The sequence below is a fragment of the Cloacibacterium sp. DMC96 genome, assembly GCF_056313765.1.
Genome location: NZ_JBQUZQ010000001.1, coordinates 784,079 through 809,890 on the forward strand (window position 1 = coordinate 784,079; position 25,812 = coordinate 809,890).

At 31.6% G+C, this 25,812-nt stretch carries 25 protein-coding genes; 19 read left to right on the forward strand and 6 right to left on the reverse strand.

Features of this window, described 5'->3' with window-relative positions:
• Positions 1 to 104 precede the first annotated feature (104 nt).
• On the forward strand, positions 105 to 4,910 hold the full coding sequence (locus ACT53I_RS03475; RefSeq protein WP_476078440.1) for a RecQ family ATP-dependent DNA helicase: 4,806 nt from the start codon (positions 105 to 107) through the stop codon (positions 4,908 to 4,910).
• A 341-nt stretch (positions 4,911 to 5,251) separates the two neighbouring features.
• Here ACT53I_RS03475 and ACT53I_RS03480 read toward each other — a convergent pair whose 3' ends face one another.
• Positions 5,252 to 5,707 (reverse strand): hypothetical protein, encoded by a 456-nt coding sequence (locus tag ACT53I_RS03480; RefSeq protein ID WP_476078441.1) that lies wholly within the window; start codon positions 5,705 to 5,707, stop codon positions 5,252 to 5,254.
• Positions 5,708 to 6,010: 303 nt separating this feature from the next.
• Here ACT53I_RS03480 and ACT53I_RS03485 point away from each other — a divergent pair, with 303 nt between their 5' ends.
• The 4 genes from ACT53I_RS03485 (at position 6,011) to ACT53I_RS03500 (ending at position 10,482) form a co-directional block, all read left to right on the forward strand.
• Positions 6,011 to 7,450 (forward strand): ligand-binding sensor domain-containing protein, encoded by a 1,440-nt coding sequence (locus ACT53I_RS03485; protein ID WP_476078442.1) that lies wholly within the window; start codon positions 6,011 to 6,013, stop codon positions 7,448 to 7,450.
• 239 nt (positions 7,451 to 7,689) lie between these two features.
• Positions 7,690 to 8,784 (forward strand): hypothetical protein, encoded by a 1,095-nt coding sequence (locus ACT53I_RS03490; RefSeq protein ID WP_476078443.1) that lies wholly within the window; start codon positions 7,690 to 7,692, stop codon positions 8,782 to 8,784.
• A 307-nt stretch (positions 8,785 to 9,091) separates the two neighbouring features.
• Positions 9,092 to 9,583 (forward strand): YcxB family protein, encoded by a 492-nt coding sequence (locus tag ACT53I_RS03495; protein ID WP_476078444.1) that lies wholly within the window; start codon positions 9,092 to 9,094, stop codon positions 9,581 to 9,583.
• A gap of 194 nt (positions 9,584 to 9,777) precedes the next feature.
• Positions 9,778 to 10,482, forward strand: a complete 705-nt coding sequence (locus tag ACT53I_RS03500; protein WP_476078445.1) for a hypothetical protein — start codon at positions 9,778 to 9,780, stop codon at positions 10,480 to 10,482.
• A gap of 457 nt (positions 10,483 to 10,939) precedes the next feature.
• Here the strand turns inward: ACT53I_RS03500 and ACT53I_RS03505 are convergent, their stop codons facing one another.
• Positions 10,940 to 11,584 (reverse strand): hypothetical protein, encoded by a 645-nt coding sequence (locus ACT53I_RS03505; protein WP_476078446.1) that lies wholly within the window; start codon positions 11,582 to 11,584, stop codon positions 10,940 to 10,942.
• Between the two features lie 206 nt (positions 11,585 to 11,790).
• Between ACT53I_RS03505 and ACT53I_RS03510 the strand changes: the two genes are divergently transcribed.
• The 4 genes from ACT53I_RS03510 to ACT53I_RS03525 are packed head-to-tail and all read left to right on the forward strand — an operon-like array spanning position 11,791 to position 14,368.
• Positions 11,791 to 12,315, forward strand: coding sequence for a C40 family peptidase (locus tag ACT53I_RS03510; RefSeq protein WP_476078447.1), 525 nt, complete (start codon positions 11,791 to 11,793; stop codon positions 12,313 to 12,315).
• Between the two features lie 3 nt (positions 12,316 to 12,318).
• Positions 12,319 to 12,783 (forward strand): hypothetical protein, encoded by a 465-nt coding sequence (locus ACT53I_RS03515; protein ID WP_476078448.1) that lies wholly within the window; start codon positions 12,319 to 12,321, stop codon positions 12,781 to 12,783.
• Positions 12,784 to 12,802: 19 nt separating this feature from the next.
• Entirely contained in the window at positions 12,803 to 13,615 is an 813-nt protein-coding gene (locus tag ACT53I_RS03520) for a 2,3,4,5-tetrahydropyridine-2,6-dicarboxylate N-succinyltransferase (RefSeq protein WP_213190672.1), read from the forward strand.
• Positions 13,616 to 14,368: a glycosyltransferase domain-containing protein gene (locus ACT53I_RS03525; RefSeq protein WP_476078449.1), complete on the forward strand. Its 753-nt coding sequence runs from the start codon at positions 13,616 to 13,618 to the stop codon at positions 14,366 to 14,368. It begins immediately after the preceding gene.
• A gap of 33 nt (positions 14,369 to 14,401) precedes the next feature.
• Here ACT53I_RS03525 and ACT53I_RS03530 read toward each other — a convergent pair whose 3' ends face one another.
• Entirely contained in the window at positions 14,402 to 15,223 is an 822-nt protein-coding gene (locus ACT53I_RS03530) for a glycosyltransferase (protein ID WP_476078450.1), read from the reverse strand.
• 88 nt (positions 15,224 to 15,311) lie between these two features.
• A complete protein-coding gene (locus tag ACT53I_RS03535) occupies positions 15,312 to 16,127 on the reverse strand; it encodes a glycosyltransferase family 2 protein (protein WP_476078451.1) in 816 nt (271 codons plus the stop codon).
• A 314-nt stretch (positions 16,128 to 16,441) separates the two neighbouring features.
• Here ACT53I_RS03535 and hisG point away from each other — a divergent pair, with 314 nt between their 5' ends.
• The 10 genes from hisG (at position 16,442) to ACT53I_RS03585 (ending at position 24,169) form a co-directional block, all read left to right on the forward strand.
• A complete protein-coding gene (gene hisG, locus ACT53I_RS03540; protein WP_476078452.1) occupies positions 16,442 to 17,299 on the forward strand; it encodes an ATP phosphoribosyltransferase in 858 nt (285 codons plus the stop codon).
• 70 nt (positions 17,300 to 17,369) lie between these two features.
• Positions 17,370 to 18,662, forward strand: a complete 1,293-nt coding sequence (hisD, locus tag ACT53I_RS03545; RefSeq protein WP_476078453.1) for a histidinol dehydrogenase — start codon at positions 17,370 to 17,372, stop codon at positions 18,660 to 18,662.
• Positions 18,652 to 19,680, forward strand: coding sequence for a histidinol-phosphate transaminase (gene hisC / locus ACT53I_RS03550; protein WP_476078454.1), 1,029 nt, complete (start codon positions 18,652 to 18,654; stop codon positions 19,678 to 19,680). The genes hisD and hisC overlap by 11 nt, the downstream gene beginning before the upstream one ends.
• A 1-nt stretch (position 19,681) precedes the next feature.
• Positions 19,682 to 20,779: a bifunctional histidinol-phosphatase/imidazoleglycerol-phosphate dehydratase HisB gene (hisB, locus tag ACT53I_RS03555; protein WP_476078455.1), complete on the forward strand. Its 1,098-nt coding sequence runs from the start codon at positions 19,682 to 19,684 to the stop codon at positions 20,777 to 20,779.
• An 86-nt stretch (positions 20,780 to 20,865) separates the two neighbouring features.
• Positions 20,866 to 21,444 (forward strand): imidazole glycerol phosphate synthase subunit HisH, encoded by a 579-nt coding sequence (gene hisH / locus ACT53I_RS03560; protein WP_476078457.1) that lies wholly within the window; start codon positions 20,866 to 20,868, stop codon positions 21,442 to 21,444.
• A gap of 3 nt (positions 21,445 to 21,447) precedes the next feature.
• On the forward strand, positions 21,448 to 22,158 hold the full coding sequence (hisA, locus tag ACT53I_RS03565; protein WP_476078458.1) for a 1-(5-phosphoribosyl)-5-[(5-phosphoribosylamino)methylideneamino]imidazole-4-carboxamide isomerase: 711 nt from the start codon (positions 21,448 to 21,450) through the stop codon (positions 22,156 to 22,158).
• Between the two features lie 3 nt (positions 22,159 to 22,161).
• Entirely contained in the window at positions 22,162 to 22,917 is a 756-nt protein-coding gene (gene hisF / locus ACT53I_RS03570) for an imidazole glycerol phosphate synthase subunit HisF (protein WP_476078459.1), read from the forward strand.
• Between the two features lie 158 nt (positions 22,918 to 23,075).
• Positions 23,076 to 23,663 (forward strand): bifunctional phosphoribosyl-AMP cyclohydrolase/phosphoribosyl-ATP diphosphatase HisIE, encoded by a 588-nt coding sequence (gene hisIE, locus ACT53I_RS03575; RefSeq protein WP_476079373.1) that lies wholly within the window; start codon positions 23,076 to 23,078, stop codon positions 23,661 to 23,663.
• A 66-nt stretch (positions 23,664 to 23,729) separates the two neighbouring features.
• Complete coding sequence (locus ACT53I_RS03580) at positions 23,730 to 23,966, forward strand: hypothetical protein (RefSeq protein WP_476078460.1); 237 nt, start codon at positions 23,730 to 23,732, stop codon at positions 23,964 to 23,966.
• A gap of 14 nt (positions 23,967 to 23,980) precedes the next feature.
• Positions 23,981 to 24,169 (forward strand): hypothetical protein, encoded by a 189-nt coding sequence (locus ACT53I_RS03585; protein WP_476078461.1) that lies wholly within the window; start codon positions 23,981 to 23,983, stop codon positions 24,167 to 24,169.
• Between the two features lie 29 nt (positions 24,170 to 24,198).
• Here ACT53I_RS03585 and trpA read toward each other — a convergent pair whose 3' ends face one another.
• Together trpA and ACT53I_RS03595 are read right to left on the reverse strand one after the other, a co-directional pair.
• The gene (gene trpA / locus ACT53I_RS03590; RefSeq protein ID WP_476078462.1) at positions 24,199 to 24,930 is read right to left on the reverse strand and encodes a tryptophan synthase subunit alpha; all 732 of its coding nucleotides are present in this window, start codon (positions 24,928 to 24,930) and stop codon (positions 24,199 to 24,201) included.
• Positions 24,931 to 24,942: 12 nt separating this feature from the next.
• The gene (locus ACT53I_RS03595) at positions 24,943 to 25,731 is read right to left on the reverse strand and encodes a PhzF family phenazine biosynthesis protein (protein WP_476078463.1); all 789 of its coding nucleotides are present in this window, start codon (positions 25,729 to 25,731) and stop codon (positions 24,943 to 24,945) included.
• Positions 25,732 to 25,812 lie beyond the last annotated feature (81 nt).

Sequence of the window (25,812 nt, forward strand, 5' to 3'; positions counted from 1 at the left end):
ATCTGAAATTTTCCTCGTTAAATTATCCTATAGAGAATATATATAAATTTTATTTTTCTAATTTATCCCATAAGTAATTTTCAGAAATTTATATTTTTATTGAAATGAATCCTATTGCATTTATAGATATAGAAGTAGATCCCAAAAGTGGGAAAATTCTTGACTTTGGAGGAATCAAAAGTAATGATGCTCAGTTTCATAAGGCTTCTTACTATGAATTTACTGAATTTCTTCAAGATACTAAGTTTATATGTGGACATAACATTATCCGTCATGATGCAAAATTCATTTCTGAAATATTAAATAATGTAAAAATATCGAGTGATGGTATCATTGATACTTTGTTTTGGTCTCCATTGCTTTTTCCTAATAGACCTTATCATTCTTTGGTGAAAGATGATAAGTTGCAAACAGAAGAACTGAATAATCCTTTAAATGATTCAATAAAAGCTAGAGATTTGTTTTATGATGAGGTTTTGGCTTTTAATGGTTATGATGAAGATTTAAAGCAAATTTTTTATTTATTACTCAATAAATACAAAGAATTCTCTGCCTTTTTTAAATATATTAAATACTCAACACAAGAAGAGAATGTAGAAGATTTAATTCGTAAAAAATTTAACCAGGAGATTTGTGAAAATGCAAAATTAGGAACTATAATTACTGAACACCCAACTGAGTTGGCATATTGCTTATCATTAATTTATTCTACCGAACGTTATTCAATTACACCACCTTGGGTTCTAAAAAATTATCCTCATGTAGAAGTTGTAATGTTTCTATTGCGTGGAAAACCATGTGTCACAGGATGTAATTATTGTCATCAGGAATTGGATATTCACAAAGGTTTAAAAAAGTTTTTTGGATTTGATGCTTATAGAAATTATGGAGGAGAACCTTTACAGGAAAAAGCAGTAAAAGCAGCTATAGATAACAAGTCATTAATTGCAGTATTTCCAACTGGAGGAGGTAAATCGATTACCTTTCAAGTTCCAGCTTTGATGCAGGGAGAAAATTTGAAAGGGTTAACAGTGGTGATTTCTCCTCTACAGTCTTTAATGAAAGATCAGGTGGATAATTTAGAGAGAAATGGAATAACGACTGCTGTTACCATTAATGGATTGCTAGATCCTATTGAAAGGGCTAAATCATTTGAAAGAGTAGAAGATGGCTCAGCATCTATACTTTATATTTCCCCTGAATCCTTACGTTCAAAAACCATAGAAAAATTGCTTTTGGGCAGAAAGATAGTCCGTTTCGTAATTGATGAAGCTCATTGTTTTTCTTCTTGGGGACAGGATTTTCGGGTAGATTATCTCTATATAGGAGATTTTATTAGAAATTTACAAAAGAAAAAGAACTTAGAAGGTAACATTCCTATATCTTGTTTTACTGCAACAGCGAAACAAAAAGTGATAGAAGATATAAGAGACTACTTTAAGGAAAAATTATCGCTTGATTTAGAAGTTTATACTACAAAAGCATCTAGAACAAATCTTCATTATAAGGTCTTTTTGAAAAATGAAGAAGAAGAAAAATATCAAACTTTGCGTGATTTGATAGAAGAGAAGAATTGCCCTACAATTATTTATGTATCAAGAACGCATAGAGCAGATTTATTGGCACTAAGATTAGAGAATGATGGATTTAATGCCAAGTCTTATCATGGGAAAATGGATAAGCAGAGAAAATCCGAAAACCAAGATTCTTTTATTAGAGGGGAAGCGCAAATTATGGTTGCAACTTCTGCATTTGGAATGGGAGTGGATAAAAAAGATGTGGGTATGGTTATTCATTATGAAATTTCTGATTCCTTGGAAAATTATATTCAAGAGGCAGGAAGAGCAGGGAGAGATGAAAACATAAATGCAGATTGTTTTGTTTTGTTCAATGAGGAAGATTTAAGCAAACATTTTATTCTTTTGAATCAAACAAAGCTTTCTATTAAGGAAATACAGCAAGTTTGGAAAGCAATAAAAGAGATTACTAAATTTCGTTCAACTGTATCCAATTCCGCTCTTGAAATAGCAAGAAAAGCAGGTTGGGATGATAGTGTAGTAGATATAGAAACTAGAGTGACTACGGCTATTGCTTCTCTGGAAGAATCAGGCTACTTAAGAAGAGGACAAAATATGCCAAGAGTTTTTGCCAACAGTATTCTTTCTAAAAATGCTCAGGAAGCTATAGACAAAATTTATGCATCAGAAAAATTTAATGAAAAACAAAAAGAAAAGGCAATAAGAATTATCAAAAAATTGTTTTCTAGCAAAAGTAGAAAGTATGTTTCTGAAGAATCCGCTGAGTCTAGAGTAGATTATATTAGTGATCATCTAGGCATGGTAAAAGAAGAAGTAATGAAAGTGATTACTTTGCTCAAAGAAGAAAAAATATTAGCAGACACTAAAGATTTAACCGCTTTTATTAAAAAAGGAGAGCTCAATAATCGTTCATTCAATATTGTAGAAGAATATTGTAAAATAGAACGATTTGTATTTAATTTATTGGATGAACAAGAAAAAACATTTCATTTAAAAGAGTTGAATGAAGAAATTGAAAAAGAACTTGATGAAAATGTTAATACAGCCAAGATAAAGACCATTTTTAATTTTTGGAGCATTAAGAATTGGGTAAAATACAGTCCTTTGACTTACTCTAAAAATCACATATCTACAATATGCATTCAGCCTAAAGAAAAATTAAAAGAAAAATTAGAAAAAAGACATGAGCTGGCTAAGTTTATTATAAAATATCTGTATGGAAAAAGTAATGAAACCGTTTCTGATACTGAAAAAGGAAAAGAAGAGGTACTGGTAGAGTTTTCGGTTCATGATGTTAAAACGGCATATCAGGATTCTATGAGCTTATTTAAATTAGAAATAAGTATAGATGATATTGAAGATACACTGTTTTATTTATCCAGAATAGAGGCTATTAAAATAGAAGGAGGATTTTTGGTAAGTTATAATTTGTTGACCATTGAGAGAACAGAAACAGACAATAAAAAACGCTATACCAAAGAAGATTATCAAAAACTAAATCAGTTTTATGAAAATAAAGTTCAGCAGATTCATATTGTAGGAGAATATGCTAAAAAAATGATTCATGATTATCGGGATGCCCTTCAGTTTGTTGAAGATTATTTTCAACTGAATTACTCATCTTTTTTAAACAAGTATTTTAAAGGTTCCCGTCAGAACGAAATCAAAAGGAACATCACTCCAGAAAAATTTAGACAGTTATTTGGAGAGCTTTCTCCTACTCAATTGAAAATTATTAATGATAATGAATCAAAACATATTGTAGTAGCAGCTGGTCCGGGTAGTGGAAAGACCAGGATTTTGGTACATAAACTGGCTTCGCTTCTTTTGATGGAAGATGTAAAACATGAACAGTTGTTGATGCTTACATTTTCAAGATCCGCTGCTACAGAATTCAAGAAAAGATTATTAAAGTTAATAGGCAATGCTTCTTATTTTATAGATATCAAAACCTTTCATTCTTATTGTTTTGACTTGTTGGGGAAAGTAGGCAATTTAGAAAAGTCTGAACACATTATAGAGAATGCTATTGAAAAAATCAAGAATGGAGAAGTAGAAATAAGTAGAATTACCAAAACTGTTTTGGTAATTGATGAAGCACAGGATATGAATAAGGAAGAATACCAACTGGTGAGAACTTTGATGGAGTATAATGAAGATTTGAGAGTAATTGCGGTTGGAGATGATGACCAGAATATTTATGAGTTTAGAGGAGCAAGTTCCAGCTATCTAGAAGATATGATGGTAAGGGATAAAGCTGTTAAATATGAATTGGTAGAAAATTATAGAAGCAAATCCAATTTGGTAGAGTTTACCAATTATTTTGTAAAACAAATTTCACATCGTCTTAAAGATACGTCTAATCTTTCTACGCAATCAGTCAATGGCAAAATTAAAATAGTTCATCATCAGAGTTCTCACCTAATAGAACCTATGGTATATGATGTGTTGAATTCAGAATTGGTAGGCAGCACCTGTATTCTTACGAAAACCAATGAAGAGGCTTTGCAGATTACAGGTAGACTACTGAAAAATCAGGTGAAAGCAAAATTAATCCAAACCAATGACAGTTTCAATTTATATGACTTAAAGGAAATAAGATATTTTATAAGTAAATTAAATCTTAAAGAGGATGTTTTCACCATTGATGATGAGATTTGGGAACAAGCCAAAAAAGATTTGAAATACCAATTGACTCAGAGCAATAAATTAGAGATATGTCTTCATTTAATCAGAGATTTTGAATTGATCAATGTCAAAAGGAAATTTGTGTCAGATTTAAAAATATATTTATTTGAATCTAAATTAGAAGATTTCATCAGAGAGAGTGGAGATACCATTTATGTATCTACTATTCACAAGTCAAAAGGGAAAGAATTTGATAATGTCTTTATTCTATTAGAAAATTTTAAATTATCAACCGATACTGAAAAACGACAGTTATTTGTAGCAATGACAAGGGCTAAAAATAACTTAACACTGCATCTGAATTCTTATTTTTTAAATACTATTTCTGTACCACAATTAGAGTTTATAGATGATTTTAGAATGTATGATGAGCCCAAAGAAATTGTTCTTCATTTAAATTATAAGGATGTAAATCTAGGTTATTTTGAATTTGTTCAACATAGAATCAAAGATATGTTTTGTGGACAATTATTAAAAGTTTCTTCAGAAGGATGTTGTAATGAAAATGGAGAACAGGTCTTAAAATTTTCAAAAAAATTCCTTGAAGTGATAAAAGCAAATGATGCAAAAGGATATGTAATGAAAGATGCAAAAATTAATTTTATGGTATATTGGTTTAAGGAAGAAATAGAAAAAGAAATTTTAATTATTTTACCAGAATTAAATTTTGAGAAAAATATTTAATATCTTTTTTTTTTTCTCTCTCCTGGTAGTGTGGATTTCTAATCCGATGGCGCGGATTTTTAACCAGAACTCTGTCATTCTGAACGAAGCACAGCATAGTGAAGAATCTCTTTATAATAGAATAGGTTCTTTTCTACATACATAAACTGAAAAACCTGTGCACTTGCCAGAACATCTCCGATGTTCCTCAGTGCTCTCAAAAACACAATCATTTCACCAATTCTCCGTGAACTTTGTGAAAGAAAATAAACAGACTTTCCACCCCACTTCATAGCGAATGAATTTCGCCAACTTTGCTTCCTTAAAACATAAAGAAAAAAAATCTTTGCGTTTAAAAACAATTATCCAAGAAAACCCATCCCAAGAATCTCCTCACCCTCATAAATAGCAACAAACTGCAAAGCTTCCTCCTCTTGAAAATAAGAATCAAAGGTGAAAATACCATTGTCAGCACTAACTTTTTGCTCTAGAATTTCAAAACGGTAACTTTCGTAATTCGGTAAAATTGAAACCAAATGCAGAGAGCGTAGAGGTTGTGGCGTATTTAGTTCTACCAAAATCCCATCATCATAACTTGTTTTTTTAATAAAATCCTTCGCCGAAGGAATCTTCCCAAAGACAAAAGAAGAAAGCAACCTTTTCCCTTCTGAGGTTTTCAAACCTTGGTAAACAGTTCTTTTTCCACGTTCAGAAATGGTATCTAAATCTTTAATCGCTGTCATTAATTTTGCGAATTTCTGATACAGATATCGGTCGCCACATTTTTTGTAATACGGATAAATGGCATTTCTGAGCATTTTCCCAGTTTTAGAACAATGCCCAAACTCACTACTGTTTTCTCTTACTCGAGCATAGTTTTCTTTGGTTTTAAAATCATCACGATTAAAACCCGCGATGGCGCGGATTTCTAATCCGTGACTTTCCCTAACTTATTTCATTTATTTTAATTAAATTTGTTTAAACTAATAAACAAGAACTCAAATACCGAACTAAGCAAATACTTATAATCACATACAAACGAATATTTATTTGATTATAAGTGTTTTACAACTACACTTTGTCTATTTGAGTGTTAGCAGATATTTTAGAAAACCAGAAAAATGAAAAGAACTTTACTATTATTATTGACACTTTTTAGTTTTACATTAAGTTACTCTCAAAATCTTTATCCAGAAAAATATAAAAATTGTAGTTTAACAAGTTTTTGTCTTGATTGTGGAGATACAAAAGCTGAGCCACCAAAATCTCTAATGAGTGAATTGTTGAATAAATTTGACAAAAAGAGCTTGAATAAGATAAAAGGAACCATTGAAGTACAAATTCTAATTGACGAAAATGGAAAACCGTGTTTATTGAGTTCCGTAAATCAAACAAATATTTCATCAAAAAAATTAGGATTACAAAAAGCGATAAATTCTACATCAAATTGGGAATCTGCAATTTCAGACAACAAAAAAACAAATAGCTCTGTTTCATTAATTTTTGAATTTGAAAATGGTAATTTTTCTGGAAAACGAAGAGTTTTCGACTTTAAAAATCAATCAAATGCAAAATCTGTTGGAAATCCACATGTAAAAGGAACAGACAAAAACAAACTTTCAAAAAATTGGACTGTATTTAATCAACAGAATTCAGAACTACCTTGGGATATGTCAAGAACGGTTGTAAATGATTTAGACAATAACATTTGGATTGGAACAGACAATGGAATTGTAAAAATAAGTAATGGAAAGTGGGAACATTTTAATTCAAAAAATACTACCATATCTTCTCCTGCTTATAACAAAAATGAAACACAATCTGTACGAGATTTAGAGGTTGACAAAACCAACAACAAATGGTTTGTTGCTGGCTGGGATGTTTACAGATATGATAATAAAACCTGGACTAAATACGACTCAATAAACTCTCCAATAAATTGGGCTCGAAAAATATTTGTTGACCATTCAAATAATGTGTGGTTTACATCTTGGGATGGTGTAGCAAAATTTGATGGAAAAAATTGGTCAGTAATTAACAAGCAAAATTCAAATCTGCCAACCGACAAAACTCTTGGTGTTTACGTAGATAAAAAAGACAGAATTTGGATTGGAACATTTGAAGGAAACGTTATTATTGAAAACGGAGTTACGAAATTATTAAACGATAAAAATTCACCTTTATCAAAAGCATTCATTTCAAAAATATATGAAGACAAAAAAGGAAATTACTGGTTTGATTTATACAATGACAAATCTGACGAGGCTGGAATTTACGTTTTAGACCTGCAAGGAAAATGGACAAAAATAAGTCATCCAAATTCTAAAATGTTTAGTGAAAATACTATCAATGATTTTTATTTGGACGAAGAAAGCAATTTGCTATGGATAACATTAAACGGAGTTGGTATTTTATGTTATGACACAATCTCAAAAAAATGGGAAACATATACAAATGAAAATTCAAACGTTCCAAGCATTCATTGCGAGAGAATAACGAAAGACAAAGATGGCTCAATTTGGATTGCAACTTACGCTGGAATTATAAAACTGGAAAAATAGAAACATCTGCTAACATCGGTTTGCCCGATGGCGCGGATTTCTAATCCGTGACTTTCCATACTCATATCATTTATTTTAATTAAATTTGTTATAAACTAATAAACAAGAACTCAAATACCGAACTCAAACAAATACTTACAATTATTTAAAAATGAATATTTAAATGATTATAAGAGTTTTTAAATTGTACTTCATCTATTTGAGTGTTAGCTGAAATATTTCTAAACCAGACCTCAAAAATGACACCAGAATTAAAAAATATCGAAAAGCAAATTAAAAAAACTCACAAATTTGCTTTTACCCCAAAATATAAATCCGAGTTTCACACCCAACTTTCTGAGAAAGCTTTTTTTGCAATTTCTAACCAAACATTTGAAAAATTAGATTGGGACATTATTTATGTTGATGAACATTCTATTGAAGCTAAACGAAAAGTAAAAAGCTTAGGAATGACTCAATATACAGAATCTATCATTGTTACTTATAATTATGGAAAAGTAACAGTGAAAAGCGAATCATTAGGGAATGAAATTTGGGATAATGGGCGAAATTCTAAAAGAGTCCACCTTTTCATTCACGTATTTCAAGACATTGGAAAAAAATACAATCGAGAGAAATTAAAAGAACTCGAAAAGCAACAAGAAGCAAAACATAATTGGGATGATTATATAATTCCTACTGAATTACCCAAACCCAATACCATACGTAAATCAAATATTTTTTTTCCGATTTTATTTGCTATTATTACAGCTGTAGTTTTAGCTTTTTTAATTGCTAAAATATCATTAACAGGGAATTATATTATTTTCCTTTTTGAATATATAGTTGGATTAGTATTAGCTTTTTCATTAAATATAGGTATTAAATTAGGTAATTTTACAGATTTTAATAAATTAAAAAATATACTAATTGGTTCAATTTTTATATTTTTCATTGGGAATCAGTTATTTCAATATAATCTAATTTTAGCAGAAAACAATTTTGATAGAATTGGATTTTTTGAATTTTTAAAACTTAGACTTGAACAAGGTTTAACTATTAAAAGTTTAAATGTTGGCACAATTGGTTTGATAATAAGTTGGCTTTTACAATTAGGTTTAACCTTTATATTTGGATATTTAAACTTAACCCGTTTTTTAATTTCTTATGTAGTTAAAAGAATTCCAACTGAAGTAATTGATTTTGCATTTTATCATATCGTTAAAGGTAAAGATGAAACCCAAGTTAGAGCTGAACTTTATTCTCTTGGTTGGACTAATGAAATTAATCAAAATGAAGTCTTTGAAGCTATAGATGGAATTCAGGGAGGTAATGAAATGAATAGAACTACTTAAATATTTCAGCGAGTATCGGTTTGACGAAATGCGTGAATAAGTTCACGATGCCTCAGATTTCTAATCCGTGACTTTCCATACTCATATCATTTATTTTAATTAAATTTGTTAAGAACTAATAAACAAAAATTCATATATCGAACTAAACAAATACTTACAATCATTTACAAACCAACATTTATTTGACTATAAGTTTTTTACAATTATACTTCGTCTATTTGAGTGTTAGGCATTATTTATTCATAACAAGGCTTTTGGCGAGTCATTGTTAGGAAATGTTTGTTAATCTTAAATACAAATAAATAATATGAGCATTAAACTTTCATTTGAGTTACAGAGAGAAGATTATATGAACTTTAATAAGTTTCATTACAAAAAAACACAGCTAAAAAAGACACTAATTACTGGTGGCCTAGTTTTAATAATCTTGCAAGTAGCTTTAAACCTCAATAAGTTTGATTTGATAGCAACGATTATTTCTTCTATTATTTTTATTGCAATTTACTTTTTCTTGATTTCAAGGAGTTTAAATAATACTAAAAAAATTCCAAAGGATGATGGTTCTATTCTTGGTAGAAAGGAAATTGAATTTAGTGATACTGGGATTGCATATATGGACAAAAATTCAAGTGGAAACTTCAATTGGTCCGCGATAAAAAGTTTGCAAAGTGATACAACAGAATTTTATTTATATACAGATACTAATATGGCTATTGTTATTCCTAAAAGGATTTTCAATAGCGATACAGAAATAATTGAATTTGAAGAATATATTAATGATAAAAAAAACAACTCCTAACATACCCCGATGGCGCGTATTTCTAATCCGTGACTTTTCACAAATCATTTCATTTATTTTAATTAAATTTGATTGAAACTAATAAGCATAAATTGAAATACTGACCTCATTAAATACTGACAATCATTTACAAACGGTAATACGTGTTTTACAGTCTATTTGTGTGTGAGCTGTTATAATAGAGAGACTGTCGCATGAACAAGAACATTTTAATAATTTTTATTTTACTAACCTTGACATTTTCTTGCAAATTCAAGGATAATAAAGTTGTTGAAACTAAGTCAACAGAGAATGACGCTATTTACAAAAACGATAGTTTAACTTATATACTAAATGCCAACAAAAAATTTATCAAGGACAGTTTATTGAAAGAAAAAACCGGAATTATTGAGCACTATTTTTCACTATATCAACCAGACAATTGTGAAGTTTTAACACATAGAAATTCAGAGCTGAAAGAAGGGTTTGAAGGGATAAGAATTATTAAAGGAATTAGAACAAGCAAAAAAAATGACACTGTCTTTGTAATGCCTAATTTCAATTATTGTGACGATGGAGAATCCTATTGTTTTTATGACAAGACATTACCCAGACTTTATACAGATTCTTATTGTTGCCTTCCCGATAATTTTTTTGTTTGTAGTGACATTGATGAAGACGGAATTAACGAAGTTGGAGTTTTCTATTCTTCTTGTGTGAGCAGATATAAATCTTTAAGAATTTACAGTTTAAAGAAAAACACTTGGAACGAAATTGCCATTACTACTTTTGACATAATGACGAAAGACCCTACAGAAGTTAAGTTTAGCGACTTGGTAAAGAAAATAAGTAAGGACAAATTTCAAATTTGTAGCTTTGACCAGGGGCAAACAAAATGGAAAACAATAAAAATGAGATAATTAAAGCAACTAACCCAACGGCGCTGAATTTCTAATCCGTGACTTTAATTTAACAAAACTTTTCATAATTTACAATAAATAATTTTCCTTCCATGGTGACTGAGCTTGTCGAAGTCAGGGTCGGGGAAAAGAAAATTGTCTCAGTCACAGTGGTATTTTCTGTTGAAGCTATATTTTTACATAAAAACCTAGATGCCTCAAATTTCTAATCCGTTATCATTAAAACTGCCAAATTTTTTACAGAATTCGCAATAATTAAAGAAAGCCCTGCGCTTCCCAGAACATCTCCGATGTTCCTCGGTGCCCTCAAAAACATAATCATTTCACCAATTCTCCGTGAACTTTGTGATAAAAAATAAGCTCAGTTTCCACATCGCTTCATAGCGAATGAATTTCGCCAACTTTGCTCCCTTAAAAACATAATGAGAATAAAAAAAATCTTTGCGTGTAAAAACAATTACCCAAGAAACCCCATCCCAAGAATCTCCTCTCCCTCATAAATAGCAACAAATTGCAAAGCTTCTTCCTCTTGAAAATAGGAATCAAAAGTGAAAATGCCATTGTCAGAGTTAACAACCTGCTCTAGAATCTCAAAACGATAACTTTCGTAATTCGGTAAAATAGAAACCAAATGCAGAGAGGGTAGAAGAAGTGGTGTATTCAGTTCTACAGAAATCCCATCATCATAACTTGTTTTTTTAATAAAATCCTTCGCCGAAGGAATCTTCCCAAATACAAAAGAAGATAGTAATTTTTTCCCTTCTGTGGTTTTCAAACCTTGGTAAACAGTCCTTTTTCCACGTTCAGAAACGTTGTCCAAATCTTTAATAGTGGTCATCAATTTTGCGAATTTCTGATATAGATATCGGTCGCCACACTTTTTATAGTAAGGATAAATGGCATTTCTGAGCATTTTCCCCGTTTTAGAACAATGCCCAAACTCACTGCTATTTTCTCTTACTCGAGCATAGTTTTCCTTAGTTTTAAAATCATCTCGATTAAAACCACTTTTCTTGCGTACCACAGAAACCCCGTTCAGTTCATAAAAAACCAAACCGTCTATAGCCCCCTGAAATTGTAAAATGCTCTTGTATCTTGCCATGAGTTAACTGAATGAATATCAAAAGTAAGGAATACTCATGACATATACAACTTTAATGTATAGTTATAGTATAGTTATAGTATAGTTGATATATAAATAATTAATGTTATATTTGTGTCAAAGTAGTAAATGAAAGGTGTTATAAGCTATAAATTTCAATAATGAATAAATCGTTGTAATATCCAATAAAGAGAGAAAACTAAATAATGAATAAAAGAATACTTTTTCTAGTTATAATCATACTTACGGTAATTTCTTGTGGTTCCCGTAAAACGGTGTCTCACAAACCTTATTCATCCACAGAAAACCTTAGAAACCTAACCTCTAAATTTGAAGGTCAAAATTCTTATCAAGTCAAAAAAATCCTAAATGACGCCGAAGATTTCTTAGGTGCTCCTTATAAATTGGGCGGAACCAGCAAGTCTGGATTAGATTGCAGCGGTTTGGTCATCAATGTCTACAATGAGAACAAAGTGAAAATGCCAAGACGTTCTGCAGATCAAGCACAACAAGGAAAAAAAATAGAAATTTGGGAAGCAAAACCCGGGGATTTGTTGTTTTTTGCCACCAATGGAAATGGAGCGGTTTCTCATGTTGGCATCGTAAAAGAAATTAAAAACAGAGGAGAAATTACCTTCATTCATGCTTCTACTTCTAAAGGAGTAATCGTATCTTCGCTGAATGAAAAATATTGGAATAAAGCTTTTCTCTTTGCCAAAAGAGTACTCTAAATAATGAATTATATTATCCAAAAACTTAAAAAATTACCTTATCATACGCATTTAGGTTCACTCTTAAAATCTATAGAAAGTGAACTGAAAGAGTATCAGTTTTTAATAACAGATTACCTTTTTCTATCTCCTGAAAAAGACTTGCCTATTCAGAATTTTTCCAGCAATTATGAAATCTTTGAAGCTGAAAAATTTTTAGAGTTAGCCCAAAAAGATATCAAGTTCAATTATGGATATTTTGCAGCTATTCCCAAGGATAAAGAGATTGTTTTAGACTTAGAAAATTTGCCTTATGTAGAAGGAAATCCAGAAATTTGGTATAATGATTTTTTAAGAGATGACGCCGAAATAGAGATTTATGCTTACGATGGCAGTTATAGTCTAATAAAATTTAAAAATTCAAAATTATCTAATACCTTTGCAGAGTATTTTCCAGAGGCTGAATTGCTGGAGAATTTTCAATTTTAACTAAAAAATTAAAATAATGATGTCTTTACAACAAACCATCGAGAACATTTGGGATAACAGAGATTTATTACAAAAAGAAGAGAGTAAAACTGCCATTAGAGAAGTGATTGCTCTTTTAGATAAAGGCGAATTGCGTGTTGCTGAACCTACAGAAAACGGTTGGCAAGTAAACGAATGGGTGAAAAAAGCAGTAGTAATGTATTTCCCTATTCAGAAAATGGAAACCATAGAAGTTGGTCCTTTTGAATTCCATGATAAAATTCCTTTGAAGAAAAATTATGCAGAAAAAGGTGTGAGAGTGGTTCCTCATGCTGTGGCTAGAGAAGGGGCTTACATTTCTCCGGGAGTAATCTTAATGCCTTCTTATGTAAATATTGGTGCGTATGTAGATTTCGGGACTATGGTAGATACTTGGGCAACGGTGGGTTCTTGTGCTCAAATTGGTAAAAACGTTCACTTAAGCGGTGGAGTAGGAATTGGTGGAGTTCTCGAACCATTACAAGCAGCTCCAGTAATCATTGAAGATGATTGTTTCGTGGGTTCTAGATGTATTGTAGTAGAAGGAGTTCATGTAGAAAAAGAAGCAGTTTTAGGTGCAAATGTAGTGCTTACAGCTTCTACAAAAATTATAGACGTAACAGGTGATACTCCAGTAGAATTGAAAGGAAGAGTTCCTGCACGTTCTGTAGTAATCCCTGGAAGTTATACGAAGCAATTTCCTGCAGGCGAATTCCAAGTTCCATGTGCTTTAATTATCGGTAAAAGAAAAGAATCTACAGATAAGAAAACCTCTCTTAACGATGCTTTAAGAGAAAATAACGTAGCAGTATAAATGGAGAAAATCGTAGTTTACACTGCTATTTTTGGAGGGTATAATGAGCTTATTGAACAACCCCAATTTGAAAATGTAGATTACGTTTGTTTTACAGACCGTAATCTTTCATCTTCTACTTGGAAGGTGGTGGTGGTTCCAGAACCGCCAGTTGGCGACGACAATACCCGAAACAACAGATACTACAAAATTTTACCGCATCTTCATTTGCAGGATTATCAATACAGCATTTATATTGATGGTAATTTTATCATCAAAAAAAATCCACAGTTATTGATTAAAAATTTCTTGAATGAAGAAGTTTCCATGGCCTGTTTTGATCATAATCAAACCATTATGGATCCTAGAAATTGCGTTTATCAAGAATATGAAGCCATCGTAGCATTAGCCGAAACTGAAAATAAGGTAAAAGACGATTTAGACGTTATCAAAAAACATATTGATTTCCTAAAATCTGAAAATTATCCTGAAAACAATGGTCTTATTTCTGGTGGAGTGTTAGTAAGAAAACATTTTGACGAAAAGCTCATCAAAGTCATGGAAGAATGGTGGTATTTCGTGAAGAATTTTTCTAAAAGAGACCAATTAAGTTTCAACTATGTCGCGTGGAAAGATCATTTTAAATACAATATAATTCCAGGAGACATCAGAAAGAAAAATGATTACGTTTACCTTCTTGGGAAGCATAAAAGCAATATTGCTAAAGACTTATGGAAATATAAAATCAAACGATTTTTAGGTCTTAACTCATAAAAAAAATCTACTCGAAAAGAGTAGATTTTTTATTTATGTATTTTCTTCTAATTTTTTCAATCCATTAAGTGTAACGTATCTTTTTAGCCTTTGATTTTCTTTCATAATGGCTTCATTTACACTTTGGTCGCTCCAATTTTCTTTGTGATAAAGGTGATATTGTATTGCAAAATTTCTAAGCGAATATAAGTGGTAACCCATTCCTTCAAAACGCCAAGTTAAGTCAATATCTTCACCAATTGCGGGCAAAACATAATCTTCATTAAACCCATTTATTTTTTCCAATGCTGATTTGTAACAAGAAAAATTACAACCTTTTATTTGGCTCATTTTTCTAAGATAGGCAATGAAAGAAAATATAGATTTTGGTGAAATGTAAATTCCTTCTTCATAGAATTTTGCACCATCTTTTTTGATGGATTTTATCTCGGGGAGAATCACTTTTGCAAATTCAGAAACCGTTTTTGCATTTCTTAATTGGTCAGAATAGTTAGGACCTAGCTTGATTCTTTTACCCGCTAAAATTCTATCTTCTCTAGCAAATTTTAAGTGATTTTCTATAAAATTTGGGTGTAAAACACAGTCGCCATCTATAAAAATAAAATAATCAACACCAATAGTTCTAATGGTATTGTTGAGCGCTTTATTTTTTTGCCAACCCAAATCTTCTTGAGTTAAGTGAATTAAATCTAATTTACCACTGTAATTTTTGACAAAATCAGCCATTTCTGTACTGTTTCCATCCTCGGAAATCACAGTTATAAAGCCAGAAACACTTTGTTGCTCTACAGATTTTAAAACGACGGCTAAATCGGCAGTATTTTTATATACAGAAATGATAAGTGCTGATTTCATATGTAGTTATTTATTGTTTTTTAAAGGTCATATGCAATCGCTGATTCTTCATTAGCTTTTGTGTTTGCTAATTATGGCGATTTCATACTTATAAATTGGTGGTGATTCCTTGTTCAGTCCAAGTCAGTTTTTGGTCTCTTGTGTTTTTTCTGATGGCATTGTTTTTTGCCCAAGTTTCAGGATTTACATAACCTCTTGCATGGTCTAGATGCACGCAAATTGCGCTGTATCTTATTTGTTTTCCTTTAATTCCTAAATTTTCCAGCCTTTCTCCTAATTCTCGGTCTTGTCCACCATATTGCATCTCTTGGTTGAATCCATTGATTTTAACCAAATCTTTTTTCCAGCCAGAAGCGTTATGACCATTCCAAGAAGGTTTAGTAGGGGTTAAAAAATTGAGAAGTTTCGCTTTGAAAGCTTTAGCTGTCAATTTATTATTTTTGAAAGACTTTTTCAATCCATTTTGGGTTAACCAATTCACATCAAAACACTTTTGTGAAAGCACATCTTCTCTACTGATGAGTTTTGAAATATTCATGGGCAACATGAAATAACCTCCCGATAAAAATCTTCCCGATTCTCTATTGTTAAAGTGAGTTTCTACAAAATCTTTTCTGGGAATACAGTCTCCATCAGTAAAAATCAAATAATCCGTAGTAGAAGCAAGGATGGCTTTATTTAGAATCTGCGATTTCTGAAAACCATTGTCTTCTTGCCAAACATGAATAATAGGAATATCGAGTTCAGTTTTGTATTTCTCAATCAAGTTTTTTGTGGCTTCTCTAGAGCCATCATCAGCAATAATAATTTCGAAATCTTTGGTAGTTTGTACGCTAAATCCCCAAATCACTTTTTCTAGCCATTCTTCCGAATTATAGGTGCTAAAAATTACCGATGCTTTCATATTTTTTATATTTCGTCACAAAGATACTTTTTTAGCCTAATATTCAAAAATTCAGCAGAACGATATTTGTTACGTTCAAAAAATTGAAAAATAATTTTCATTTTCAAAAAAATCTCTATATTTGCAAAAGAATTAGACAAAAAATGAAAAATTTAAACTTAATCCATCATCTTCATCATCTCATCTAAAGGCGAGTTGATAATGTATCATGTATTATAGTTAATAAAATATTTACAATCCGCCTTGAGTTTTTCAGGCGGATTTTTCTTTTTCATCACTGCAGAACTCGAGGCTTAAAAAAATAAAATCAAAAAATGAGTTCACTAAAAATTGCAGTTCAAAAAAGCGGAAGACTTTTCGAAGATTCTATTAAACTTCTTAAAGATTGTGGAATTTCTTATGATAATGGCAAAGACCAATTAAAAGTTCAGGTAGAAAATTTCCCTATCGAAATCTATTTCCTTAGAAATTCAGATATTCCTCAATACGTAGAAGATGGAGTGGTAGATGTAGCCATCGTTGGCGAAAATTTACTTATCGAAAAGCAAAAAGACATCGAAATTGTACAGAAATTAGGTTTTTCTAAATGTAGAGTTTCTTTAGCAGTTCCGAAAGAGGTAGAAACCGATGATGTAACGTATTTCCAAGGAAAAAAAATAGCGACTTCTTATCCAAATACCGTTAAAAATTTCTTATCCGAAAACAATATTGAAGCAGAAATTCACGTGATTTCTGGATCCGTGGAAATTGCTCCAAACATGGGATTAGCAGACGGAATTTGTGATATTGTAAGCTCAGGAAGTACACTTTTTAAAAATGGTCTTAGAGAGACTGTAACGATTCTTAAATCTGAGGCAGTTTTGGCAAAAAATAAAAATCTTACTGCTGAGAAATTAGAAATTTTAGAGAGACTTTTGTTCAGAATTCAGGCCGTTTTAAAATCTAAAAACACCAAATACATCTTGATGAACGTTCCAAATGAAAAAATTCAAGAAGTTTCTAGCATTTTGCCAGTATTGAAAAGTCCTACTATCGTACCTTTGGTTGAAGAAGGTTGGAGCAGTTTACACTCTGTGATTGAAGAAAAAAGATTCTGGGAAGTAATAGACCAACTTAAAAAAGCTGGAGCAGAAGGCATTCTCATCATTCCAATAGAAAAAATGATTCTATAATTTACAACTCGACGACTGTACGACTTCACATTTTTACGATTTTACGACTGTACAACTTTACAAACGAATTATGAACATAATAGAATTTCCACCTAGAAATACATTCAGCAGTCTTACCAAAAGACCTGTTTTTGAGAAAAATGACATCGAAAATCTTATCAAAGGAATTTTCGAAAAAGTAGAAAGAGAAGGCGATAATGCTTTGAAATTTTACGCTGAAAAATTTGATAATCAGATTCTTGAAACTATTGAAGTTTCTCAGCAAGAAGTTAAAGAAGCCATCAGTTTGGTTGATGAAGAACTGAAAATTGCCATTAATACTGCAAAAAACAATATTGAAAAATTTCACCAATCTCAAAAAGAAACTCCACAACAAATAGAAACAACAGAAGGAGTGGTTTGTTGGCGAGAAAGCAGAGCGATTGATAAGGTAGGTTTATACATTCCGGGAGGAACAGCGCCACTTTTTTCTACGGTTTTAATGTTGGCGGTTCCAGCACAAATTGCGGGTTGCAAAGAGATTATTCTCTGTTCTCCACCTCAGAAAAATGGAAAAATTAATCCTATTATTTTATATGTTGCGAATCTTTGCGGAGTTTCTAAAATTTTTAAAGTGGGTGGCGCTCAAGCCATTGCTGCAATGAGTTTAGGTACAGAAACTGTTCCGAAAGTGTATAAAATTTTCGGGCCAGGAAATCAATTTGTTACTGAAGCCAAGATTTTTGCTCAAAAATTAGGAATCGCTATTGATATGCCAGCTGGACCGAGTGAAGTTTTGGTCATCGCAGATGAAACCGCTAATCCAAGTTTTGTAGCTGCAGATTTACTTTCTCAGGCTGAGCACGGTGCAGATTCTCAGGTGGTTTTCTTGACGATTTCTAAGGAAATTTTAGAAAAAGTTAAACAAGAAACCGAAGCTCAATTACAAGATTTACCTAGAAAAGATATCGCCGAAAAAGCTCTAGAAAACAGCAGTTTTATTCTCTTGAATTCCATCGATGAATGCATAGTATTTACCAATGAATATGCTCCAGAACACTTAATTCTTTCCATTGAAAATCCTGAAAATGTTTTATCAGAAATTACCAATGCTGGTTCTATTTTCTTAGGAAATTACACGCCAGAAAGCGCAGGAGATTACGCGAGCGGAACCAACCACACTTTACCTACCAATGGTAATGCAAGAGCTTATAGTGGCGTTTCTTTAGACAGTTTTGTAAAGAAAATTACCATTCAAAAAATTTCTGAAAAAGGAATTCAGAACCTTGGGAAAACGATTGAAAAAATGGCAGCAGAAGAAGGACTTTTAGCACATAAAAATGCAGTTACATTACGCTTAAAAAATTTAGAAAATGGAATTTAAACTCGAAAATTTGATAAGAGAAAATCTTAGAAATTTAAAACCCTATACTTCGCTTCGGGATAGTCAAAATTTTGATGCACCCGTTTTTTTAGAAGCCAACGAGAATCCTTTCGGTGAGTACAATCGTTATCCAGATTCTACACAAAAGAAACTGAAGGAAAAATTAAGTGAACTTAAAAATATCAACCCAGAGAATCTCTTTGTAGGGAATGGAAGTGATGAATTGATAGACTTGATTATCAAAGCTTTTTGTGAACCCAAAAAAGATGAAATTTTGGTCATGAATCCATCATTTGTGATGTATTCTTTTTATGCTAAAATCAATGATAATAAAGTTAATTCGCTGGAATTAGATGAAAATTTTCAAATCAATAAAGAAGATTTTTTACAAAAAATTCAGAATGAAAATTTGAAGGTTTTGTTTCTTTGTTCGCCCAATAATCCAACAGGAAATGAAGTGGATGATTTAGAGTTCTTCATTGAAAATTTTTCAGGAATTGTGGTTTTAGATGAGGCTTATATAGAGTTTTCTTCTAGAAAATCAGCTATTTCTTGGTTAGCGAAATATCCAAATCTTATAGTATTGCAAACCCTTTCAAAAGCTTATGGAATGGCAGGTTTGAGAATTGGAATTGGCGCAGCTTCTACAGAAATCGCTACTTTGATGAATACCATAAAAGGGCCTTATAACGTGAATTCTTTAAGTCAAAAAAAAGCTTTGCAACAACTTAATGATGAAAAAGTTTTTAAGGAAAATCTTGAAAAGATTTTAGCAGAAAGAGAGTTTCTAAAAGTTCAACTGAATCAATTGGATTTTGTAAAAAAAATCTATCCTACAGAAGCCAATTTTTTCTTAATCAAAATAGAAAATCCAATAGAAATATATGAATTTTTACTCGCTCAGAATATTTTGACCAGTCTGAGACATCCTCAAATTGAAAATGCGTTGAGAATTAATGTAGGCTCAAAAGAAGAAAATCAAAAATTAATAGAAACCTTGAAAAATTATAAAAAGTAAAATGAAGAAAAAAGTATTATTCATCGATAGAGACGGAACTTTAATCATCGAACCTCCGATTGATTTTCAGGTGGATTCATTAGAAAAATTGGAATTTTATCCGAGAGTTTTTCAGAATTTAGCCAAAATCGCTAAAGAACTGGATTACGAATTGGTGATGGTGACCAATCAAGACGGTTTGGGAACCGAGAGTTTTCCGTATGAAGATTTCATCAAACCACAAGAAAAAATGATGAAAGCTTTCGAAAATGAAGGGATTTTCTTCTCTGAAGTTTGTGTAGATGATAGTTTCGAGCACGAAAATTCGCCTAACAGAAAACCAAGAACGGGAATGCTTCAGAAGTATATTTTCGGAAATTACGATTTAGAAAATTCTTTTGTGATTGGAGATAGAAAAACCGATGTAGAATTGGCGGAAAATCTTGGTTCAAAATCTATTTTTATTTCAGATGAAACCAATGATGAAGCTACTTTTTCTACAAAAAGTTGGGACGAAATCTATCAATATCTTAAACAAATTCCAAGAAAAGCCAAAGTAAAAAGAACAACTAAAGAAACCGACATTTCAGTTGATTTAAATCTTGATGGAAGCGGAAAATCTAGTATTGATACAGGCTTGAAGTTCTTTGATCATATGTTAGAACAAATTTCAAAACACGGAAATTTTGATTTATTTGTAAAAGTTGATGGTGATTTAGAAGTTGACGAGCATCACACCATTGAAGATACAGCCATCGTTTTGGGAGATTGTTTTTTACAAGCTTTAGGAAGCAAAAAAGGCATCGAAAGATATGCTTTTGTTTTGCCGATGGACGATTGTTTGGCGCAAGTTGCGATTGATTTTGGTGGAAGACCTTGGATTGTTTGGAATACAGAATTTAAGCGTGAGAAAATTGGAGAATTGCCAACGGAAATGTTTTATCATTTCTTCAAATCGTTTTCAGACAGTGCAAAATGTAACCTGAATATTTCTGTGGAAGGTGAAAATGAACACCACAAAATTGAAAGCATTTTCAAAGCTTTTGCGAAAGTTTTAAGAAATGCAGTGGCACAAACCGACCAAAATTTCAACCTTCCAAGTACAAAAGGAACTCTTTAAATTTTAAATTTTGGATTTTAGATTTTGTAATTTAAAAATATAGATTCTAAAAATCGTAAATCACAAATCGTAATTCGTAAATAAATATGATAGCAATTATAGACTACGATGCAGGAAATGTAAAATCCGTTCAAAATGCCTTGAAAAAATTAGGCTTTGAAGCGGTAATTACTTCTAATATCGAAACGATAAAAAACGCTGATAAAGTGATTTTTCCAGGAGTTGGGGAAGCTTCTTCAGCGATGAAAAAACTTATGGAAAGAGGTTTAGATGCAGTAATTCCTAATTTAAAACAACCTGTTTTGGGAATTTGTCTCGGAATGCAACTGATGTGTAATGCTTCGGAAGAAGGCAATACAAAAGCACTTGGGATTTTTGATTGCGAAGTGAAATTGTTCCCAAATTCAGACATCGTTCCACATATGGGTTGGAATAATGTTTCGGAAAGGAAAGGAAAATTGCTAGAAAATATATCAGAAACGGATAATTTTTACTTTGTACACAGTTATTATGCGGAAATTGGTGAAAGTACAACTTCGGTTTGCGACTATATTACTCCATTCAGTGCAACTTTGGAAAAAGATAATTTCTACGCAGCTCAATTTCACCCAGAAAAGTCTGGAGATGCTGGTTTTAAACTATTAGAAAACTTTTTGAAAATCTAAAAAATGAAAATTATTCCTGCAATAGACATCATCGACGGAAAGTGTGTAAGGCTTTCTAAAGGTGATTATGATACCAAAAAAATATACAACGAAAATCCTGTTGAAGTAGCCAAAGAATTTGAAGATTTCGGGATTCAATATTTACATTTAGTGGATTTAGATGGAGCAAAAGCCAAGAAAATCATCAACCAAAAAGTAATTGAAAACATTGCTAAAAATACGAATCTTATCATTGATTTCGGAGGAGGAATCCGCTCTGAAGAAGATTTGCAAAAAGCTTTTGACAGTGGTGCTAAAAAGGTGACTTTGGGAAGTATTGCTGTCGTAAATCCTGAATTGTGTTTGGCTTGGTTAGAAAAATTTGGCGCCGAAAAATTGATTTTGGGAGCAGATTGTTTGGATAGAAAAATCAAAACTTCGGGTTGGTTAGAAAATTCTGAAACAGATGTGGTAGATTTCATCAAAGAATATCAGAAAAAAGGCTTCAGAGAAGTGGTTTGTACCGATATTTCAAAAGACGGAATGCTGCAAGGTCCATCCACAGCATTGTATCAAGAAATTATAGAAAATTCAACCATTGAACTCATTGCAAGTGGTGGAATTTCGAACATAGAAGATGTGCAAAAAATGAAAGAAATTGGTTGCGCTGGAACCATCATTGGCAAAGCGATTTATGAAGGAAGAATTTCTTTAGAACAACTTTCAAAAATTTAAAAAATGCTCAAGAAAAGAATTATTCCTTGTTTGGATATAAAAGACGGAAGAACGGTAAAAGGCGTTAATTTTGTGGGGTTGATTGATGCAGGAAACCCTGTGGAATTGGCAAAAAGATATGTAGAAGAAGGCGCAGATGAATTGGTTTTTCTAGATATTACCGCAACTCACGAAAACCGTAAAACATTAGTGCAATTGGTAGAAAAAATTGCAGAGGAAATCAATATTCCGTTTACTGTTGGTGGTGGAATTTCAGAAATTTCTGATGTTGACAATCTTCTAAAGGCTGGTGCAGATAAAATCAGCATCAATTCTTCGGCGGTGAAAAATCCTGATTTAATCAAGACTTTTGCAGATAAATTCGGGAGTCAATGTGTAGTTGTGGCGATAGATTCTAAACAATTTGGAGATGAAGATTACGTTTTTGTAAACGGAGGAAGAATAAAAACCGACTATAAAACCCACGATTGGGCAAAAAAAGTAGAAGAATTAGAAGCTGGAGAAATCTTATTGACTTCCATGGATTTTGATGGAACGAAACAAGGTTTCGATGTGAGATTGCTCAATGAAATTTCACAAATCGTCAATATTCCCATTATCGCTTCTGGAGGTGCTGGAAAAATAAAAGATTTTACTGAAGTTTTTAACGAAACCAAAGCAACAGGAGCTTTAGCAGCAAGTATTTTCCACTTTGGAGAAATTAATATCAACGATTTAAAACAAGTTTTAAAACAACAAAATATTGCCATAAGATTTTAGATTTACGATTTTAGATTTACGATTTTAGATTTTAAAATTCAAATCAAAGACTTTTTCAGGTCTCATCTAATAAATAATTTTGAAATTCCGTAGGAATTTAAGGTTTGTAGAATATAGAATTAATAGTAATAGAGCTCCGTAGGAGCGAAACAAAAAATATAAAAATGATCAATTTTGAAAAAGGAAACGGATTAGTTCCTGCAATTATACAAGACGAAATTACATTACAAGTGTTAATGCTAGGTTTTATGAATGAAGAAGCCCTAAAATTAACAGAAGAAACGGGGAAAGTTCACTTTTTTAGCAGAACCAAAGATAGAATTTGGTTAAAAGGCGAATCTTCTGAAAATTATTTATACGTAAAAAGCATCGAAAAAGACTGTGATGATGATACTTTACTGATTAAAGTGAAACCAACAAATGTGGTTTGTCATACTGGTAATTTCAGTTGTTTTGGAGAAAAAGATACCAAAGGTTTTCTGTATGAATTAGAATCGATTATCAACCAAAGAATCGATGAAAATGTAGAAGGTTCTTATACTTCAAAACTCTATCAAAGAGGCATCAATAAAGTAGCTCAAAAAGTAGGAGAGGAAGCAGTAGAATTGGTAATTGAGGCGAAAGATAATAACGATGACTTGTTCAAAAACGAAGCAGCAGATTTATTGTATCACTTTTTAATTTTATTGAAGGCTAAAAATTTCAAATTACAAGACATTGAAGAAGTTTTGATGGGAAGACATTAATTTGAAATGTAATTTTCTTGTAAAAAAGTATTGAGAATATGTTTACCTTTACTAGAAAAATTAATAATGGTAAAATATTTAACTTTAGCATTTTCATTCTCTGGAATTGCTATTTTTTCTCAAACAGCAGAAAGTATTAACAGTAGTAGAGTTTCTCAGCAAACTTATAATAGTCAGGTATCAAATTATCAAAGAGAAAGAGCTTTGAGCCAAATGGAAGCTAGTGCAAAGGCAAGTAAATCTAGCGAAATGAAAGATTTAGATGAAAAATTTGAACTCAATTTTATAAAAAAGAGAGATTAGATTCTAAATTTAAAGTGCTTAATCAGAAAAAAATAGAATTACAATCCTTACTATTGTCTTCTAAAAATGATGCGGAGAAAGAAAAAGTAAATCGAAAATTACAAGAAATTGTAGTTGAATTAGATAAAAATCAAATGAAACAGAAAGAGAATGAAGTTGAACTCAAAATTTTACAAGAAAAGTACAATAGCTTACTGAAATAATAAAAAAGCAGAGCAAATAGCTCTGTTTTTTATTTGATAGATTTGATAAAAGCTTCTGCTTTTTCTTTCCAATCTTTATTTTCTAAAAGAATTTTCACGAAAGCAGTTCCTATAATTCCGCCTTGTGATTTTTCTGTAACTTGTTCAAAATCAGTTTTGTTTTTAATTCCGAAACCAATCATTACAGGATTTTTCAGTTTGATTGAAGCCAATTTATTTAAGTATTCATCATTTTTAACCTCTTTGTTTTCGTTTCCTGTGGTAGATGAACTAGAAACAGCGTATAAAAACCCTGAACTCAAAGAATCTAAATATTTGATGCGTTCTTCCGAAGTTTCTGGAGTCACCAAAAAGGTAAAATTCAATCCATATTTCTCTAAAATAGGTTGATAATTTCTTTCAAATTCAATCGGAGGTAAATCTGGAATAATTAATCCTGAAACTCCAGAATTGGCACATTCTTCACAGAATTTTTCGAATCCAAAACTTAAAACAGGGTTAATGTAGCCCATCAAAATCACGGGAATTTTAATTTCATCTTTTACAGATTTCAGTTGAGAAAAAAGTTGAGCGATGGTCATTCCGTTAGACAGAGCCAATTCGTGTGCACCTTGAATAACTGGACCATCTGCAACAGGATCAGAATATGGCATCCCGATTTCCATCATATCTGCGCCAGAATTCTGGATGGTTTTCATAATTTCTGCAGTATCTTCCAGAGTGGGAATTCCCGCAGTAAAATATATATTTAATTTTTTCATTTTAATATCTTTTTATTTGATAAATATTTCGCCTTTTAAATAGGTTTTGCACTTTCCGCTGATGAGAACTCTATCATTTTTGAGTTCACATTCTAAAACGCCACCACGTTTGGAAATTTGTTTTGCAGTAAGTTTAGTTTTGCCCAATTTTTCTGCCCAAAAAGGAGTTAATGTAGTATGAGCAGAACCTGTAACAGGATCTTCGTTTACACCGCAGTTTGGACCAAAAAATCTAGATACAAAGTCAAAATTTTCTGAAATCGAGCTTACAATTATTCCTCTTGCATCGATTTTTGCAATTTCAGGAATGTTGGGTTCTATATTTTGAATTTGATGTTCGTTTTCAAAAATCAATAAATAATCTGTTTTTCCTTGATAAGCTTCAATAGGTTGATACGCAAAACATTTCTCAAAAATAGCTAAATCTTCCACTTTTTGTAAGTTGTCTACTGGAAAATCTAAAGTTAAAAAATCTCCGTTTTTAGTTACAGTTAGCGTTCCGCTGTTTCTAGAAAAAAAGTTGATTTTTTCTCCTGAAAATCCTTCAAAATTCATCAATGTATAGGCGGAAGCTAATGTTGCGTGACCGCATAAATCTACTTCAACTTCTGGCGTAAACCAACGAATTTCGTAGCCGTTTTCTAGAGGAACAGTGAAAGCAGTTTCTGCCAAGTTATTTTCGGCAGCTATTTTTTGCATTATATCTGTATCTAACCAACTGTCTAACGGACAAACCGCAGCAGGATTTCCTGAAAATAAAGCGTCTGCAAAAGCGTCTATTTGATATATTTTTTGGCTCATTATCAATACTTGAGTTTAATTTTTATACAAAAATTTCTAATTTTTTCTGAGTTGCGCCCCGACTTGAGCGGAAATCCTTTT

What these genes read in the sequence shown, in the direction of transcription:
- ACT53I_RS03515 (WP_476078448.1), top strand. Translation starts at nt 12,319, where the DNA reads ATGAATTATATTATCCAAAAACTTAAAAAATTACCTTATCATACGCAT.
- ACT53I_RS03480 (WP_476078441.1), bottom strand. Translation starts at nt 5,707, where the DNA reads ATGCTCAGAAATGCCATTTATCCGTATTACAAAAAATGTGGCGACCGA.
- ACT53I_RS03535 (WP_476078451.1), bottom strand. Translation starts at nt 16,127, where the DNA reads ATGAAAGCATCGGTAATTTTTAGCACCTATAATTCGGAAGAATGGCTA.
- ACT53I_RS03475 (WP_476078440.1), top strand. Translation starts at nt 105, where the DNA reads ATGAATCCTATTGCATTTATAGATATAGAAGTAGATCCCAAAAGTGGG.
- hisB (WP_476078455.1), top strand. Translation starts at nt 19,682, where the DNA reads ATGAAGAAAAAAGTATTATTCATCGATAGAGACGGAACTTTAATCATC.
- ACT53I_RS03490 (WP_476078443.1), top strand. Translation starts at nt 7,690, where the DNA reads ATGACACCAGAATTAAAAAATATCGAAAAGCAAATTAAAAAAACTCAC.
- ACT53I_RS03500 (WP_476078445.1), top strand. Translation starts at nt 9,778, where the DNA reads ATGAACAAGAACATTTTAATAATTTTTATTTTACTAACCTTGACATTT.
- ACT53I_RS03485 (WP_476078442.1), top strand. Translation starts at nt 6,011, where the DNA reads ATGAAAAGAACTTTACTATTATTATTGACACTTTTTAGTTTTACATTA.
- hisF (WP_476078459.1), top strand. Translation starts at nt 22,162, where the DNA reads ATGCTCAAGAAAAGAATTATTCCTTGTTTGGATATAAAAGACGGAAGA.
- hisG (WP_476078452.1), top strand. Translation starts at nt 16,442, where the DNA reads ATGAGTTCACTAAAAATTGCAGTTCAAAAAAGCGGAAGACTTTTCGAA.
- hisH (WP_476078457.1), top strand. Translation starts at nt 20,866, where the DNA reads ATGATAGCAATTATAGACTACGATGCAGGAAATGTAAAATCCGTTCAA.
- trpA (WP_476078462.1), bottom strand. Translation starts at nt 24,930, where the DNA reads ATGAAAAAATTAAATATATATTTTACTGCGGGAATTCCCACTCTGGAA.
- ACT53I_RS03520 (WP_213190672.1), top strand. Translation starts at nt 12,803, where the DNA reads ATGTCTTTACAACAAACCATCGAGAACATTTGGGATAACAGAGATTTA.
- hisD (WP_476078453.1), top strand. Translation starts at nt 17,370, where the DNA reads ATGAACATAATAGAATTTCCACCTAGAAATACATTCAGCAGTCTTACC.
- ACT53I_RS03595 (WP_476078463.1), bottom strand. Translation starts at nt 25,731, where the DNA reads ATGAGCCAAAAAATATATCAAATAGACGCTTTTGCAGACGCTTTATTT.
- ACT53I_RS03580 (WP_476078460.1), top strand. Translation starts at nt 23,730, where the DNA reads ATGGTAAAATATTTAACTTTAGCATTTTCATTCTCTGGAATTGCTATT.
- ACT53I_RS03510 (WP_476078447.1), top strand. Translation starts at nt 11,791, where the DNA reads ATGAATAAAAGAATACTTTTTCTAGTTATAATCATACTTACGGTAATT.
- ACT53I_RS03505 (WP_476078446.1), bottom strand. Translation starts at nt 11,584, where the DNA reads ATGGCAAGATACAAGAGCATTTTACAATTTCAGGGGGCTATAGACGGT.
- ACT53I_RS03530 (WP_476078450.1), bottom strand. Translation starts at nt 15,223, where the DNA reads ATGAAATCAGCACTTATCATTTCTGTATATAAAAATACTGCCGATTTA.
- hisC (WP_476078454.1), top strand. Translation starts at nt 18,652, where the DNA reads ATGGAATTTAAACTCGAAAATTTGATAAGAGAAAATCTTAGAAATTTA.
- ACT53I_RS03525 (WP_476078449.1), top strand. Translation starts at nt 13,616, where the DNA reads ATGGAGAAAATCGTAGTTTACACTGCTATTTTTGGAGGGTATAATGAG.
- hisA (WP_476078458.1), top strand. Translation starts at nt 21,448, where the DNA reads ATGAAAATTATTCCTGCAATAGACATCATCGACGGAAAGTGTGTAAGG.
- ACT53I_RS03495 (WP_476078444.1), top strand. Translation starts at nt 9,092, where the DNA reads ATGAGCATTAAACTTTCATTTGAGTTACAGAGAGAAGATTATATGAAC.